This is a genomic window from Roseomonas aerilata DSM 19363, assembly GCF_000711725.1.
Taxonomy (GTDB): Bacteria; Pseudomonadota; Alphaproteobacteria; order Acetobacterales; family Acetobacteraceae; genus Roseomonas; species Roseomonas aerilata.
The window spans coordinates 139638-154055 of sequence record NZ_JONP01000010.1; the positions used below are offsets into that span (position 1 = coordinate 139638).

At 69.5% G+C, this 14418-nt stretch carries 15 protein-coding genes; 11 read left to right on the top strand and 4 right to left on the bottom strand.

Going from position 1 to position 14418, the window contains the following annotated elements; all coding sequences use genetic code 11:
* On the bottom strand, window positions 1–465 hold the full coding sequence (locus tag BO39_RS13680; RefSeq protein WP_043834122.1) for a (2Fe-2S)-binding protein: 465 nt from the start codon (window positions 463–465) through the stop codon (window positions 1–3).
* Window positions 466–599: 134 nt separating this feature from the next.
* Between BO39_RS13680 and BO39_RS13685 the strand changes: the two genes are divergently transcribed.
* The 3 genes from BO39_RS13685 (at window position 600) to BO39_RS13695 (ending at window position 2552) form a co-directional block, all read left to right on the top strand.
* The gene (locus tag BO39_RS13685) at window positions 600–2066 is read left to right on the top strand and encodes an MATE family efflux transporter (RefSeq protein ID WP_052402066.1); all 1467 of its coding nucleotides are present in this window, start codon (window positions 600–602) and stop codon (window positions 2064–2066) included.
* A 90-nt stretch (window positions 2067–2156) separates the two neighbouring features.
* Complete coding sequence (locus BO39_RS13690) at window positions 2157–2336, top strand: hypothetical protein (protein WP_043834124.1); 180 nt, start codon at window positions 2157–2159, stop codon at window positions 2334–2336.
* A gap of 30 nt (window positions 2337–2366) precedes the next feature.
* Window positions 2367–2552, top strand: a complete 186-nt coding sequence (locus BO39_RS13695; RefSeq protein ID WP_043834126.1) for a hypothetical protein — start codon at window positions 2367–2369, stop codon at window positions 2550–2552.
* A gap of 50 nt (window positions 2553–2602) precedes the next feature.
* Here the strand turns inward: BO39_RS13695 and BO39_RS13700 are convergent, their stop codons facing one another.
* Window positions 2603–2830: a hypothetical protein gene (locus tag BO39_RS13700; RefSeq protein WP_156963678.1), complete on the bottom strand. Its 228-nt coding sequence runs from the start codon at window positions 2828–2830 to the stop codon at window positions 2603–2605.
* Between the two features lie 207 nt (window positions 2831–3037).
* Here BO39_RS13700 and BO39_RS13705 point away from each other — a divergent pair, with 207 nt between their 5' ends.
* The 5 genes from BO39_RS13705 to BO39_RS13725 all read left to right on the top strand — a co-directional run bounded on the left by BO39_RS13705 (window position 3038) and on the right by BO39_RS13725 (window position 7289).
* Window positions 3038–3283: a hypothetical protein gene (locus BO39_RS13705; RefSeq protein ID WP_043834129.1), complete on the top strand. Its 246-nt coding sequence runs from the start codon at window positions 3038–3040 to the stop codon at window positions 3281–3283.
* A gap of 236 nt (window positions 3284–3519) precedes the next feature.
* Window positions 3520–5139: an FAD-dependent monooxygenase gene (locus BO39_RS13710; protein WP_043834131.1), complete on the top strand. Its 1620-nt coding sequence runs from the start codon at window positions 3520–3522 to the stop codon at window positions 5137–5139.
* 11 nt (window positions 5140–5150) lie between these two features.
* A complete protein-coding gene (locus tag BO39_RS33620) occupies window positions 5151–5336 on the top strand; it encodes a hypothetical protein (protein ID WP_043834133.1) in 186 nt (61 codons plus the stop codon).
* A complete protein-coding gene (locus tag BO39_RS13720; protein ID WP_043834135.1) occupies window positions 5333–6316 on the top strand; it encodes an amidohydrolase family protein in 984 nt (327 codons plus the stop codon). The genes BO39_RS33620 and BO39_RS13720 overlap by 4 nt, the downstream gene beginning before the upstream one ends.
* Entirely contained in the window at window positions 6309–7289 is a 981-nt protein-coding gene (locus BO39_RS13725; RefSeq protein WP_043834137.1) for a Bug family tripartite tricarboxylate transporter substrate binding protein, read from the top strand. The genes BO39_RS13720 and BO39_RS13725 overlap by 8 nt, the downstream gene beginning before the upstream one ends.
* A 10-nt stretch (window positions 7290–7299) precedes the next feature.
* Here BO39_RS13725 and BO39_RS13730 read toward each other — a convergent pair whose 3' ends face one another.
* Window positions 7300–7773: a MarR family winged helix-turn-helix transcriptional regulator gene (locus BO39_RS13730; RefSeq protein WP_043834138.1), complete on the bottom strand. Its 474-nt coding sequence runs from the start codon at window positions 7771–7773 to the stop codon at window positions 7300–7302.
* A 146-nt stretch (window positions 7774–7919) separates the two neighbouring features.
* Between BO39_RS13730 and BO39_RS13735 the strand changes: the two genes are divergently transcribed.
* Window positions 7920–9530, top strand: coding sequence for a thiamine pyrophosphate-binding protein (locus tag BO39_RS13735; protein WP_043834140.1), 1611 nt, complete (start codon window positions 7920–7922; stop codon window positions 9528–9530).
* 44 nt (window positions 9531–9574) lie between these two features.
* Here the strand turns inward: BO39_RS13735 and cynS are convergent, their stop codons facing one another.
* The gene (cynS, locus tag BO39_RS13740; protein WP_043834143.1) at window positions 9575–10021 is read right to left on the bottom strand and encodes a cyanase; all 447 of its coding nucleotides are present in this window, start codon (window positions 10019–10021) and stop codon (window positions 9575–9577) included.
* A 163-nt stretch (window positions 10022–10184) separates the two neighbouring features.
* Between cynS and BO39_RS13745 the strand changes: the two genes are divergently transcribed.
* Both BO39_RS13745 and BO39_RS29940 read left to right on the top strand, forming a co-directional pair.
* On the top strand, window positions 10185–10481 hold the full coding sequence (locus BO39_RS13745) for a class II aldolase/adducin head domain-containing protein (RefSeq protein WP_156963680.1): 297 nt from the start codon (window positions 10185–10187) through the stop codon (window positions 10479–10481).
* Between the two features lie 145 nt (window positions 10482–10626).
* Window positions 10627–14241: a bifunctional diguanylate cyclase/phosphodiesterase gene (locus BO39_RS29940; protein ID WP_052402067.1), complete on the top strand. Its 3615-nt coding sequence runs from the start codon at window positions 10627–10629 to the stop codon at window positions 14239–14241.
* The last annotated feature ends 177 nt before the right edge of the window (window positions 14242–14418 follow it).

Consider the following 14418-nt stretch of genomic DNA (forward strand, 5'->3'; position numbering starts at 1 on the left):
TCACGCGAGGCTCGCCGCGCGCTTGACGGCGCGCAGGATGGCCATGTGGGTGCCGCAGCGGCATTTGAGGCCGGTGAGGGCCTCGCGGATCTGGTCCTCGCTCGGGTCCTTGTTGTCCCGCAGGAAGGCGGCGGCAGTCATCATCCAGCCGTTGATGCAGTAGCCGCATTGCGGCACCTGCTCGTCGATATAGGCGGTCTGGATGGGGTGCGGGTGCTCGGGCGTGCCGAGGCCGGCGAGCGTCGTCACCTGCTTGCCCTCGACGGCGGCGGTGGGGGTGACGCAGGAGCGGGTGGGCGTGCCGTCCACATGCACCGTGCAGGCGCCGCACTGCGCCAGGCCGCAGCCGAACTTCGGGTTGTTCAGGCCGAGGTCGTCGCGGAGCGCGTAGAGTAGCGGCATCTCCGGATCGACCGTGACGGTCTGGTCCTTCCCGTCCACGCGGAAGGTGATGCTGGTTTGCATGGAGCGTCCCTCTACCCTCGTTTGCACGTTCGCCGCGCCTTGTCGGCGGAAAGCCTGGACCCGGCGGCGGCGAGGCACAAGCGGTCTCGCGGGCGGCCGGGCGCGCGGCCGGGCGGCGCGTGCTAGGGACGGGCATGCAGCCGCCCCAGACGCCCCCTTCCGCCGCCTCCGGCGCGCCCGCCGAGGCGCGCTTCGTCAGGGGATCCACGCTCCGGCACGTGCTGGTGATGGGTAGCACCGGGGCGGTGGGGCTCATCGCGGTCTTCGCGGTGGACCTGCTGGGGCTCTTCTATCTCTCGCGACTTGGCGAGCAGCCGGTCGCGGCGGCGGTGGGCTTCGCCGGGGCCGTCGGGTTCTTCCAGATCGGGGTGGGGATCGGGCTGTCGATCGGGCTGGGCGCCGTCGTGTCGCGGGCGATCGGCGCGGGGGAGATGGCGTCGGCGCGGCGGATCGCGGCCTCGGGGCTGACGGTCATGACGGCCGTCATGGTGCTGATCGGCCTGGCCACGGCGCTGGCGGCCGATACGGTGCTCGGCTGGCTGGGCGCGACGGGGGAGGTTCACCGGCTGGCGGCGCGCTACCTTGTTATTGTCTCGCCCTCGGTGCCGCTGCTCGGGCTGGGGATGGGTCTTTCCGCCCTCCTGCGCTCGGTTGGCGACGCGCGGCGGGCGATGAACGTCACCCTCTTCGCTGCATTGGCGACGGCAGTGCTGGATCCATTGCTGATCTTCGCCCTTGGCCTCGGGCTGGAGGGGGCGGCGATCGGAGCGGTGCTCTCGCGCCTCGGGCTGGCGTGGCTGGCCTGGCACGGGGCGGTGCGGCGGCACGGGCTGGTGGGAGGGTTGGAGGCAGGGGCACTGGTGACGGACGCGCGGCGGTTGATGACCGTGGCGGCGCCCGCGGTGTTGACGAACCTCGCCACCCCCGTGGGGTCGGCCTGGGTGACGCAGGCCATTGCCGGCTTCGGCTCCGCGGCCATCGCGGGGCAGGCGACGATCGAGCGCCTTTCGCCGGTCGCCTTCGGCATCGTCTATGCGCTGAGCGGCGCGGTGGGGCCGATCATGGCGCAGAACCTCGGCGCGGGTCGGATGGACCGGGTGCGCGCCACGCTGCGGGACAGCATGCTGGTGGTGCTTGGCGCGGTGCTGGCGGCCTGGGGGGCGCTATGGGCCCTCCAGGACGTCATCGTCGCGGCCTTCTCGGCGGCCGGCGAGACAGCGGCGCTCATCCGGCTGTTCTGCAACCTGCTGGCTGGCGGGTTCCTGTTCACGGGCGGGCTCTTCGTGGCGAACGCGGCCTTCAACAACCTGGGCTACCCGCTGCTTTCCACCGCCTTCAACTGGGGGCGGGCGACATTAGGCACGATCCCCTTCGTCGCGCTCGGGCTTCCCTACGGACCGGGGGGTGTGCTGATCGGGCAGATGGCGGCGGCCGCGGTCTTCGGCACGGCGGCGGCGCTGGTCGCCTTTCGCGTGGTCGGCCGCCTGCGGGCGACGGACGCGGAGGACGCAGCGGGGGTAGAGCTGGCGCCGGCGGGTTCCGGCGCGCCGGCGGTGGCCGCGCTGGCGGCGCGGGCGGGCCGCGGGAGGATGGGCACCTAGCTTGAGCCGGCCCGCCGAGGCTGATCTTCTTCCGCCCATGAACCAGCCCGACGAGACCGCCACGGGGGGAACGGGATAGCGGAATTTCCCGTGGCGGCGCTGCGCAGTATGGACCTGCTCGTGCCGAACCTGGCGGCGGAGCAGCTTCTACACGCCGAGCCGGGGGCGCAGCGGCACCACGCCCTGCCCGCCACCCCATCGATGGTCGAGTGCAACACTTATCCGAATTTTTCGATCCCGCCGCGCATCCAAAGTCTTTCTCGACCGTAACGGAAGCGGGCTTGGAGTTGATGGCCTGGCATGGCTGGAACGGAAGCGAGCGTCGACCGGGACTGGACCGTGGAGGCGGTGGTCCGTCTCTATGGCGAGTTCGGCGCGGTCGAGCACTCCATCCGGCAAATGCACCTGCTGATGGAGCGCGGTGAGGACGCGCAGGCCGCCCTTTGGGTCGAGATCGCCTTCGCCATCGTCGAGCGCGGGCGCTGAGGACCGGCCACCCCTGCCGAGGGATCGGCGGGATGGACGATCCCCATTCCTCAGCGGCGGAAGGAGGCGACCCTCCGTTCGGGCTCCTTGCAGGTGCGCAGTTCCAACTCTTTCCGCCGGGCTGCCTGATAGGCGTCCTCGGCGCACCGGAAGCCGGTGCCGAAGCTGACGGAAAGCCCGCCGTCATTCGCCAGACGCCAGCGCCACTTGTTCGCGCCGGAGCCCCCCCGTTCCACCACGATCCTGACCTCATCGAGGCCTCGATCTCCACCCCTCATCGACACCCATCCCCCTTTGTACTGGGATATCCCCTGCACCTCACTAACTCGTGATCAGAGGTTATCACAAGATTATTTTTAGGGGCCGGGCGGTCGATTTACCGGCATTCACGAGGGGTGTGACATTGGTGCGCAGGCGCGGTGTCGGCCAGCGGACCTCAGGATCAGGGGCGGGTTACCGGCACGACTTGCGTTACCTGCAGCGCGGTGCCGGGCGGCACCTTTGGCGCCAGCTTCTTTCTCAGCGACAGGCGGAGCTTCTTCACCATCATCGATGAGAATTTCTCCTCCATCACGCTGAACACGGCGATGGATGCCATTGCGGACGGCCGCCAGATCTGCGCGGGCGGAAACACCCCGCCGACTTTCGCGCCGAAGCCAGCTTCCTTTGCCCTGTTCGGCCTCGGCCTGCCGGGCATGGGTCTGGTGCAGCGGCATCGCAGCAGCAACTGATCCGCTCCCCTCCGGCGGGTCAGTTCTCCGGGGGCAGCTCTCGAAAGAGGGCCGTCCCAACTGTTTTTATCTCTCTTGCCCCCTGCCCTGCCCGCTTGGGCGGGGCGCGGTGTTCAGGGCCCTTGCACCCTAACGCATGGGCACCCTAGGATAGTTGCGCGCGCAACTTTTGTCGGGTTCTTCGGCGGCGATGCCCAGGCTCCCGCCGGTGAACCAGGAGTTCGGACAGCGTGAGCATGAACGAGCGGCCGCAGATCCTGCCCGTCCTTATCGTCGGCGGTGGCCCGGTGGGGCTGACGCTCGCCGCGCTGCTCGGGGAGCAGGGTGTGGCGGCGACGGTGAGCGAGGCTGACGAGGGCTACTGCACCGGCAGTCGCGCGATCTGCATCTCGCGCCGCTCGCTGGAGATCCTGGGCTGGGCGGGCATCGACCGACCGGTGGTGGAGAAGGGCCTCGGTTGGACCTCGGGGCGCAGCTTCTACCGGACGAAGGAGGTGCTGCACTTCCGCATGCCCTCCGGACCGGACGATCGCTTCGCGCCCATGGTCAACATCCAGCAGTATTACGTGGAACGGTACGCGCACGAGGCCGCGCTGCGGGGCGGCGCGACCGTGCACTGGTCCACGCGCGTGGTCGGGCTGCGCCAGCACGATGACCATGTGGAGGTGGAGTTGCAGCCGGCGGAGGGCGAGCCCTTCGTCCTGCGCGCATGCTGGGTGGTCGCCTGCGACGGTGGCCGCAGCACGACTCGCGACCTGCTCGGCGTGAAGCTGGAAGGCGTGCAGTACGAGGGCCGCTATGTGATCGTCGATATCGAGCAGGAGACGAGCCGGCCGGTGGAGCGGCTTGCCTGGTTCGATCCTCCCTCCAACCCCGGTTCGACCATCCTGATGCACCGCCAGCCCGACAATGTCTGGCGCATCGACTACCAGTTGCGGGACGATGAGGATCCCGAGGAGGCGATCAGGCCTGAGAGGGTGCTGCCGCGGGTGAGGAGCCACCTGGAGATGATCGGCGAGACGGCGCCGTGGAAGCCGCTCTGGATTTCCATCTACAACGCGAAATGCCTCACCCTCGGCGACTACCGGCAGGGGCGCGTGCTCTTCGCCGGGGATGCGGCGCATCTCGTGCCGATCTTCGGCGTGCGGGGGCTCAATTCCGGACTCGATGATGTCGGGAATCTCGCCTGGAAGCTCGCGCGCGTGCTCGACGGGCGCGCCGGGGAGGCCTTGCTGCGCAGCTACACGGAGGAGCGGCTTCACGCCGCGCGCGAAAACATCGCCTATGGCGCGAAGAGCACCGAGTTCATGGCGCCACCGGACTTTGCCTTCCGCCTGATGCGCGACGCGGTGCTGCGCTTGTCGGTGGGGGACGAGACGGTGCGCTCCCTCATCAACCCTCGGCAGTCGGCACCGGTCGGCTATGTGAACTCCTCCCTGCGCGAGGTCGATGACGACGCCGGGCGACTGGGCCGATCCGCCCTGCCCGGCCTGCCGGCACCCGACGCACCGCTCGCCTCGGCCGAGGGATGGCAGCATCTGAGCGAGGCCTTCGGTCGGAACTTCGTGCTGCTGCGCTTCGCGGCCGATGCGCCCTTTGTGGGATCGCCGCGCTACAAAGGGCTGACGGAGCTGACGCTGCTGCCCGCCGGCAATGTACCGCGGCCCAGCTGCCCCGTTGATGCCGAGGGGTTGGCGCGGGAGCGCTATGGCGCACCGGAGGGCGCGGCCTGGCTCATCCGGCCCGACGGCTACGTTCTCGCGCGCTGGGCCAACCCCGACCCGTCGGTGCTGGCAGCGGTGCTGGACCGACACCTCGGCGCGCCGCTGCGCCTCACCGCCAGCGAAGCGGCCTGAGGGTCGCCGACGTGGAAGCCGAGGATCTGGACCGCTCCTACACCGCGCTCTGCGAAGCTATGGGGCGCGTCGGCGAAGGGAAGGCGTCCTTGCTGCTCGCGATGGTCAGCCTTGCGCTCATCGCCCGGCAGGGTTCGGCGGACGATGTGCTGCCGATCATCGAGAGTGCCGCAACAAGCATCGGGGAAACGCCGTGACTGGTCCACGCATCGACGTTCATCACCATATCCTGCCCGCGCACTATGTGGAGACCGTGGGGCCGGGCCCGATTGGTTCCCAGGGTTCCTCCGGCCGCGTGCCGGCCTGGAGCCTGGAGGGCGCGATCGGGTTGATGGACGAGGCGGGCATCTCGACCGCCATCACCTCGGTCACGGCGCCGGGCGTCGCGACGCTGAGCGCGCGCGGCGCGGCCGCGCTTGCCCGCTGGTGCAATGACTACGCGGCGCGCATGGTGCGCGACCGGCCCTCCCGCTTCGGCATGTTCACCTGCCTGCCGATGCAGGCCATCGACACCGCCATCGCCGAGGCGGTGCGCGGCTTCGACGAGTTGGGGGCGGACGGCGTGTGCCTCCTGTCGAACTACGAGGGGCGCTACCTCGGCGAGGGGGTTTTCCGGCCGCTCTACGAGGAGCTGGACCGGCGCGCGGCCGTGGTCTTCGTGCACCCGACATCGCCGGCGCAGCTCGTCAGCGCGGGTGGGCTCTCCGCCTCCACGCTCGAATTTCCATTCGACACGACGCGCGCCATCGCATCGCTGATCTTCTCCGGCGTCACGCGCGACTACCCGTCGATCCGCTGGATCCTCTCCCATGCCGGCGGGGCCATGCCCTATCTGGCCGGGCGGGTGGAATGGCTGACGCGCAACAACCCGGCGCTGCGCGAGCGCATTCCCGAGGGCTTCGCGCAGGCAATGGCGCCGCTCTTTTTCGATTGCGCGCTCTCGGCCGATGCCGTGCATTTCGCGGCGCTGCGCGCGCTCGTTCCCGACAGCCAGATCCTGTTTGGGACCGACTATCCTTTCGGCCCGGCAGGGCAGATGGCCGGGACGGTGGAGGCTCTCGCGGAACTCGGACTGCCCGCGGAGACGCTCGATGCCATCGACGGGGGAAATGCGCTGCGGCTTTTCCCGCGGCTGGCCGCCCTGCTCTCCCCTGCCGCGGAGGTGCATCATGGTTAACGCTGCCCAGCTCGGCCGGCGGGCGGCGCTCGGGCTGCTCGGGGGCGCGCTCCTGCGGCAGGGCGCCCGCGCGCAGGGTGCTTATCCCACGAGGCCGGTTCGGATCGTGGTGCCCTTCCCGCCCGGTGGCGGCAACGACATCGTGGCGCGGCTGATCGGCGAATATCTGGCGCCTCAGCTCGGGCAGCCGGTGGTGATCGACAACCGCTCCGGCGCGGGCGGGAATATCGGCACCGATCTTGTCGCCAAGTCGCCGGCGGACGGCTACACGCTGCTGCACGTCGCCAATACTGTCGTGATGAACCCCTATCTCTACCGACGCCTGCCCTTCGACGTGCAGAAGGACCTGGAGCCGGTGGCGCTGCTGGCCACGACGCCGATCCTACTGCTGGCCGGGCGCGATTCCGGCATCGGAAGCCTGGAGGCGTTGCTGCGGCGCGGACGGGAGCGGGGCAATCCGCTGACCTATGCGACGCCTGGGAACGGCACGCCGCACCACTTTGCGATGGAGCTGCTGAAGGCGCGCAGCGGGATGGAGCTGCTGCACGTGCCCTATCGCGGCACCGGGCAGGCGATCACGGACGTGCTCGCGGGGCGCGTTCCCGTGCTCGTCGCGACGCCTTCCACGGTGATCGAGTTCGTGGCCAACGGGCAACTGCTGCCGCTGGCCACGATGGAACCCGCGCGGTCGGACACGGCGCCGAATGTTCCGGCTGTTGCGGAATTCCTGCCGGGCTTCGAGGTGACTATCTGGCACGGGCTGATGGGGCCGGCCGGCATGCCGGCCGAGGTGGTGGGAAGGCTCGACGGCGCGCTGAGAATGGCGCTCGAGGATCAGTCGTACAGGGCGCGGCTCGCTGCGGTGGGCTTCGCGCCGAGGCTGGAGCCGGCGGCGGCGATGTCCGCGCGCATTGCCGCCGACCTGCGGACCTGGGGCGACGTGGCGGCGAAGGCCGGCATCGTGGCCGAGTGAGCAGCCGCGTTCAGGAGGTCTCCGCCATGCCCGACCGTGCGAGCGCGTCGTCGATCACCCGGTCGAGCAGGCGGCCGAGCGACGCCCGCTCCTCCGCGCTGAGACCGCCGAAGATGATGCCGTTCTGGCGCTCGATCATGGCCATCGCCCTCGCCCAGCGCCTCTCGCCGTGAGGGGTCAGGGTGAGCACGACGCTCCGGGCATCCTCCGTGGAGATGCGCTTGAGCACGAGCGACTGCTCGACGAGCGACTGGGCCGCGCGGCTCGCCTGGGCCTTGTTGAGGTTCGCGCGCCGGGCGAGGTCCTGCACGGAAAGGGGCGCGAAGCTGCCGATCGCCGCGAGGCAGCGGCCCTCGCCGAGCGGCAGGCCGACCTCCGCGAGATAGGCCGCCTCGCTCTCGCGGTCGGTCAGCTTGTGGACGCGGTGGAGCCGATAGGTCAGCGCGGTTTCGAGCGAGAACTGCGTCTCGGACTTGCGGGGCATCGGCCGTGGGATTCCTGTGCCTGGTCAGCCTTCGGTTGGGAAAGGCCCGGGACCGCCCCCTGCCTGGGCCGTGCTTATCGCCTCGTGCCGCGGCGGTCCACCGGCTGGGCGCTCACACGGACAGGTGGTGGCAAGAGGGAGAAGAGATGAAGGTCGCATCCGCCGTGGCCCTGGCCCTGATGGATCATGGGGTCCGTACCCTCTTCGGGGTTGCGGGGGATACGAATCTCCCGGTCATCGACAGCTTCTGCCGCGAGCATTCCGGCACCTATGTCGCCGCCGGGCACGAAGCGGGGGCGGTTCTCATGGCGCTCGGCTTCTCGGCCGTGAGCGGGGAGGTAGGGGTCGCGACCGTCACGCGCGGGCCGGGGCTCACCAATGCCTTTACGGCACTCACGGAAGGTGTGCGCGGCTCCACGCCGATGGTCCTCGTCTGCGGCGATTCGCCGTCTGGGGACGTGACGCATCCGCAGGAGATCGACCACCGCGAGGTCGCCGCGTGCAGCGGTGCGGGGTTTGTGGGGGTGCTCTCGCCGGCTTCGGCCCTCGGCGACGTGGCGCGCGCCTTTCGCCGCAGTATCGTCGAGCGACGGCCCATCGTGCTGAACATCCCGAAGGACCTGCTCGGGCAGGAGGTGGCTTATGGCCGCAAGGTGCACCGGATCCCGGTGGACCGGGCGGTCGTGCCCGCCAGCCCGGACCTGGACGACGCGGTGGGCATCATCGCCGCCGCCAAGCGGCCGATCGTCCTGGCCGGGCACGGGGCGATCGGCGCCGAGGCGAAGGCGGCGCTCCTGCGGCTCGCGGCGCGCATGGACGCCTTCCTGGCGACGACGCTGCGGGCGAAGGATCTTTTCGCCGGCGAGCGCTTTGACATCGGCATCTTCGGCAGCCTGAGCACGGATGCCGCCGTGGAGGTCATCATCGAGAGCGATTGCGTGGTCGCCTTCGGCGCCTCGCTGAATCGCTTCACCACCGGCCACGGCAAGCTGCTCTCGGGCAAGCGGGTGGTGCAGGTGGATCTCTCGCCGGCCGCGATCGACCGGCACCTCTCGCCGGGCGTGGCCGTAGTGGGGGATGCCGCACTGACGGCGGACGCGATCCTGCACTGGCTCGACGAGGCGGAAGTTTCGCCTTCGGGGTTCAGGAGCGGGGCGCGCGTGGCGGAGGAGCGGCCCCAACCAGCGCAGCCCGGCGGGGCGGAGGGCACAGTCCATATCACGACGGCGCTGAAGCGGCTGGACGCCGCGCTTCCGGCGGACCGGATCCTCGTCACCGATGGGGGGCGGTTCATGGCCGAGGCCTGGAAGCACATGCATGTTCCCGGCCCCGCCGCCTTCGTGAAGACAACGCATTTCGGCGCGGTCGGCATGGGCATGCCCTATGCGATTGGGGCCGCGGCGGCGAAGCGGGATAGGCCGGTAATCCTCGTGGCGGGCGACGGAGGCTTCATGCTGGGCGGGCTGTCCGAGTTCAACTCGGCGGTACGGGACCGCTCCAACATCATCGTGGTCCTCTGCAATGACGGGAGCTACGGCGCCGAATACGTCCAGCTCGCGGACCAGGGGATCGATCCGGGAATCATGACCTTCCGCTGGCCGGAGTTCGCGGGGGTGGCGCAGGCGCTGGGCGGCATGGGCTTCACCGTGCGGTCCGAAGCGGAACTCGAAGGGGTGATCGCGCGGCTTCCCGGGCTCCAGGGGCCCGTACTGATCGATATCAAGATCGATCCGGACAGGGTTCCGCCGCTGCACTGACAGGCAGCACGGCCGGGAGGAGGCACTCCCTCCCGGCGCTCTCCTCAGTAGCGCTTGTAGGGAAGGAACTTGCCGGACATGGTGATCCGCACGCGGTCTCCCTTCTGGTCGGGCTGGCGTTCGAGCTTCATGTCGTAGTCGATGGCCGACATGATGCCGTCGCCGAACTCCTCGTGGATCATCTCCTTCCAGGTGGTGCCGTAGACAAGGATCAGCTCGTAGAAGCGGTAGATGAGCGGGTCGGTCGGCGGCATCGGCTGGGCGCCGCGATAGGGGATCTCGCAGAGGGTCGCCGTTTCCTCCTCGTCGAGGCCGAAGAGCTCGGCGATGCGCTCGGCGTGGTGGGGCTCGGCGCTCATCTGGCCCATGCAGAGGGCACAGGTCCAGACAGGGCTCATGCCGATGCGGGCGGCGACATCGGTCCATTTGAGGCCCCTGCCCTTCTTGATCCGGAGGATCTTGCGCCCGAGCTCGGTCTTGGCGTCGTTCATCGTCATTCCCTGTGCGGCGGGGTGGTTGATGCGGAGCGGTCCGCGCGGCGCTGCGGCTCTCCAGCATCAGGCGTGCCACCGCGCCCGGTGGCATCATGGGGGAGCGCCGGCGGGCAGCGCGCCTGTCCGGCCAGGGTGACCTTCACCTCGCCGGGCCTTGGTGATGAACTCGGCGACCTTGGAGGACGCCGGGACCGAGCTGGGCAAGGCCGTGGCGCCTCAACCGAGCCCTGAAAGGAGCAAGGTTCTCTGCGTGATGCTGGAGGAGGCGGCGCGGATCCAGCTGCTCGCCGAGGCGGTCGGCGGGACGGCGCCAGAGTTCCCGGCTGAAGACGTGTCGCGCCTGCGGCGCAATCTTCTCTCGCCGGAGCAGTTCGTGGTGAACTTCGCCTTTCTTGCCGGGCGGGCGGAAGGAGGGCCGTTGCCGGCCGCCCTCGCCACCCCATCCACTCGGGGCTGAGGGCGCGCGGCCGGCGGAAGCCGCGTGCTAACCTTGTGTTCACCTCGCCTGGAATATCAGGAGCTTGGTGGTCGAGTGGGACTGCCGCCGCTGGCTGGCGCCTCCCCCGGTCCAGACGGGCAGGTGACGGGGACGGGAGCCCCGTATGCCGACCCTCTTGTCCAGCGCCGGCCATCCCGCCCCTCTGAAGCGACCTTTCGGTGGCAAGGACCTGCGTGAGGAGCGGCGCCCGCGGGTGCTGCGCGCCCTGCTTGGCGCGGTGCTCGGGGTCTCCATTGCGCTTGCGACCGTGGCCTATCTGAAGTCCGGGCGCGAGGCGGCGCTGCGCGACGCCGAGCGCGAGGTGCAGAACCTCGCCCTTGTGCTGGGAAACTGGTTCGAGGACGGGTTTCGCTCGATCGAGCAGCTCGAGCTTGGCATCGCCGAATGGGTGCATGCCCAGGGCGTGAGCACGCCGGGCGAGTTCCACGACCGGCTCGCTACGCCTGAAACCTATGACATGCTGCGCCGCAGCGTTTCGGCAGCACCGCGGATCGAGCGCTTCTTCCTCATCGACCACCAGGGCCAGCTCGTCGCCAACTCAGCCGCCTTCCCCGCGCCGGACATCAACGTGCTGGGCCGCGACTACTTCGAGGCCCTTCGATCGGGCGTGGGGCCTGATACCGTGCTGAGCTCCCCGGCGCGGAGCTACAACGATGGGCGCTGGTCCGTCTTCGTGGCGCATCGCCTTCTCACCGAGGATGGAAGGTTCCTCGGCGTGATCGGAGCCGCCATTGATCTGCGGCGCTTGGAGGGCTTCTTCGCCAAGCTCGCGCTCGGGGCGGGCAGTTCCATCACCCTTGCCCACCGCGACGCCGTTCTGCTCGCGCGGCATCCCTGGCTGGAGGATCGCATCGGCGGGTCGCTCGCCACCAGCGAGACCTTCACGCGGGTCCTTCCGGCGACGAGCTTCGGTTCCTTCCGCAGTATCAGCACGCTGGATGGGATCGAGCGTGTCTTCGGGCTCAAGGCGCTCGACGAGTATCCGCTCGTGGTCGTGGCCACCCGGTCCGCGAAGGAGGTGCTCGCCGCCTGGCGGAGCGAGGCGCGCCGGCTGGTGGCCACCGTGGGCCTGGTGGAAGTGCTGATCATTCTCGGCGTGCTCCTCTTCGGACGGCTCGCGGGTCAGCGGGCCGCGGTTCGGAGGCTGGAGGCCGAGCGCGGGGCGGCCGAGTCCCGGATTGCCATCGCCGAGCGCGACGCAGCCTTCAGTGCCGTGTTCCACACAGGAGCGGCGGGCATCACCGAGTTGGACGTCACCACCGGACGCTACTTACGCGTGAACCAGCGGTTCTGCGACCTTGTTGGCCGTAGCGAGGCAGAGCTGACCGGCGGGCTGGGGCCGGGCGACATCCTGCATCCCGAGGATCGGGAGAGGTTCAGGGACCTGGTCCGGCCGGCGCATCTGACTAGTAGCGGCTGGGATGGGGAGATCCGGTATGTCCGGCCCGACGGCGAGATTACCTGGGCACGGCTGAGCGCCGGCGTCTCGGCGCGCGATCAGGATGGTCAGGCGCTGCGCTGCATCGGCGTGACGCAGGACGTGACCGAGGCCAGGCAGGCTTCCGAGCGCCTGCGCGAGAGCGAGGCCTTGCTGCGGATCGGCCAGCGCGCCGGGCGCATCGGCAGCTTCAGCCGCGACATCGCCACGGGCGCGCTTCGCTGCAGCCATGAGACGCGGGAGATGTTCGGCCTGCCCGTCGGGCACGATCCTATCTCCACTGAGGTCTGGATGGCCACGGTCGTTCCCGAGGACCGGGAGAGGCTGACCGCGGCGATCGCGGACGCCATCGACAGCGGCGCCCCGGAGATTGCCGCGGACTACCGGATGCTTCGCGCCACCGACGGCAGCCTGCGCCACATCGAGATGCGGGCAAGTTACAAGTTCGGGCCGGATGGACGCCCGGTGAGCTCGGTCGGCGTCGCGATCGACGTGACGGAGCGCAAGGAGGCGGAGGAACGGCTCCGCGCGAGCGAGAGCTTCCTGCGCCTGAGCATGGAGGTCGGACGCATCGGCTGCTTCACGCGGGACTTCAGCACGCGCGCCTTGATCTGCGGCCCGGAGACCCGCGCCTTGCTCGGCTTGCCACCGGGGGACGAGCCCGTGACCGAGGCAACCTGGCTCGCGACGGTTGCGCAGGAGGACCGCGCGGACCTGATCGCGAAGGTGGCGGACGCCCAGGCGCGGCAGCTACCCGGCGTGGCCCTCCAGTACCGCATCCGCCTGCCGGACACGGGCGAGTTGCGGCACATCGACGCACGGGGCCGCTACGAGTACGACAGCGAGGGGCGGCCGCTCAGCTCGGTGGGAGTGGTCATCGACGTCACGGAGCAGCGCCAAACGGAGGCGCGGATCGCGCATCTGGCGCGCCACGACCCTCTCACGGACCTTCCGAACCGCGTGCTGTTCGGGGAGAGGCTGGACGGAGCTCTCGCCCGGGCGCGGCGTGGCGAGGGGTTCGCAGTGCTCTGCATCGACCTCGACCGCTTCAAGGAGGTGAACGACACGCTGGGCCATCCCGCGGGCGACCTTCTTCTCCGCGAGGTGACGGCAAGGCTGAGGGCGGAGCTGCGCGATACCGACACGCTGGCCCGGCTTGGAGGGGACGAATTCGCCATTATCCAGCCGAGCGTGGACCAGCCGCGGGACGCGACCGCCCTCGCCCGCCGGCTGGTCGAGGTGATCGACATGCCTTTCAGCCTCGACGGTCACCAGGTCGTGGTTGGGACCAGCATCGGCATCGCGGTGGCGCCGGTGGACGCGATGGAACGCGACGCCTTGCTCAAGGCTGCGGACATGGCGCTTTACGGCGCCAAGGCTGCGGGACGTGGGCGCTGGCGCTTCTTCGAGCCCGAGATGGACGCCCGCATGCAGTTGCGGCGGACGGTGGAGCTCGACCTGCGGCGAGCCCTGGTCGCCGGGGAGTTCGAGCTGCACTACCAGCCAATCATGGAGGTGGTCAGCCGGCGGGTCCTCGGCTTGGAGGCGCTGATCCGCTGGCGGCACCCCGGGCGCGGGCTCGTGCTGCCCGACGCCTTCATCCCGCTGACGGAGGAGATCGGTCTGATCGTGCCGCTGGGCGAGTGGGTGCTGAACCGCGCCTGCGCGGAGGCGGTGACCTGGGTCGGCGGACCGAAGGTGGCCGTGAACCTCTCTCCCGCCCAGTTCGCCAGTCGGCGTTTGGTGGATACCGTTGCGGCAGCACTCAACGAGTCCGGCCTTGAACCGGGCCGCCTGGAACTGGAGATCACCGAGGCGGTAATGCTGCAGGACACCGAGGCGACGCTGGCCACGCTGCACCGGCTGAAGGCGCTCGGCGTCCGCGTCGCGATGGACGATTTCGGCACTGGCTACTCGTCACTGAGCTATCTCCAGCGCTTTCCCTTCGACAAGGTGAAGATCGACCGCAGCTTCACGCGCGGGCTGGATCTCTCGCGGCAGAGCAACGCCATCGTGAGGGCCATGACCGATCTCTGCGCCGGGCTCGACATGATCACGACCGCCGAGGGCGTGGAAACCGCCGAGCAGTTCAGTGCCCTCCAGCGGAAAGGATGCAACGAGGCTCAGGGCTACCTCTTCAGCAAGCCCCTTCCTGCGGCAGAGATACCGGCCCTTTTGGAGCGGCTGAACCGGCAGGCTGCGGGGCTTGCCGAAGCGTCGTCGGACATGGGCGAGACCATCCTAGGACCGCACAGGTCCGGGAACACGCAAGCAGCTTGAGTAGCGGCGGGCCGCCAGCGTCGGACGATTGGCCAAGCGCTTTATCGAAGACGGCGTCCCGTACGGGACACAAGGACATCGGTGGATTGGATGTTGGCGCTACTGCCCAGGTCCACGCCTTAGGGTGCGACGTTGCCGGAGCTTTTCCAAGCGACTCCTCCGTTCCATCATTGCTCG

Excerpts from the sequence above, each read along its gene's own strand:
- BO39_RS13735 (WP_043834140.1), top strand. The coding sequence starts at position 7,920 with ATGAAGGTCGCATCCGCCGTGGCCCTGGCCCTGATGGATCATGGGGTC.
- BO39_RS13710 (WP_043834131.1), top strand. The coding sequence starts at position 3,520 with ATGAACGAGCGGCCGCAGATCCTGCCCGTCCTTATCGTCGGCGGTGGC.
- cynS (WP_043834143.1), bottom strand. The coding sequence starts at position 10,021 with ATGAACGACGCCAAGACCGAGCTCGGGCGCAAGATCCTCCGGATCAAG.
- BO39_RS13695 (WP_043834126.1), top strand. The coding sequence starts at position 2,367 with ATGGCTGGAACGGAAGCGAGCGTCGACCGGGACTGGACCGTGGAGGCG.
- BO39_RS13745 (WP_156963680.1), top strand. The coding sequence starts at position 10,185 with ATGAACTCGGCGACCTTGGAGGACGCCGGGACCGAGCTGGGCAAGGCC.
- BO39_RS13700 (WP_156963678.1), bottom strand. The coding sequence starts at position 2,830 with ATGAGGGGTGGAGATCGAGGCCTCGATGAGGTCAGGATCGTGGTGGAA.
- BO39_RS29940 (WP_052402067.1), top strand. The coding sequence starts at position 10,627 with ATGCCGACCCTCTTGTCCAGCGCCGGCCATCCCGCCCCTCTGAAGCGA.
- BO39_RS13730 (WP_043834138.1), bottom strand. The coding sequence starts at position 7,773 with ATGCCCCGCAAGTCCGAGACGCAGTTCTCGCTCGAAACCGCGCTGACC.
- BO39_RS13725 (WP_043834137.1), top strand. The coding sequence starts at position 6,309 with ATGGTTAACGCTGCCCAGCTCGGCCGGCGGGCGGCGCTCGGGCTGCTC.
- BO39_RS13680 (WP_043834122.1), bottom strand. The coding sequence starts at position 465 with ATGCAAACCAGCATCACCTTCCGCGTGGACGGGAAGGACCAGACCGTC.
- BO39_RS13685 (WP_052402066.1), top strand. The coding sequence starts at position 600 with ATGCAGCCGCCCCAGACGCCCCCTTCCGCCGCCTCCGGCGCGCCCGCC.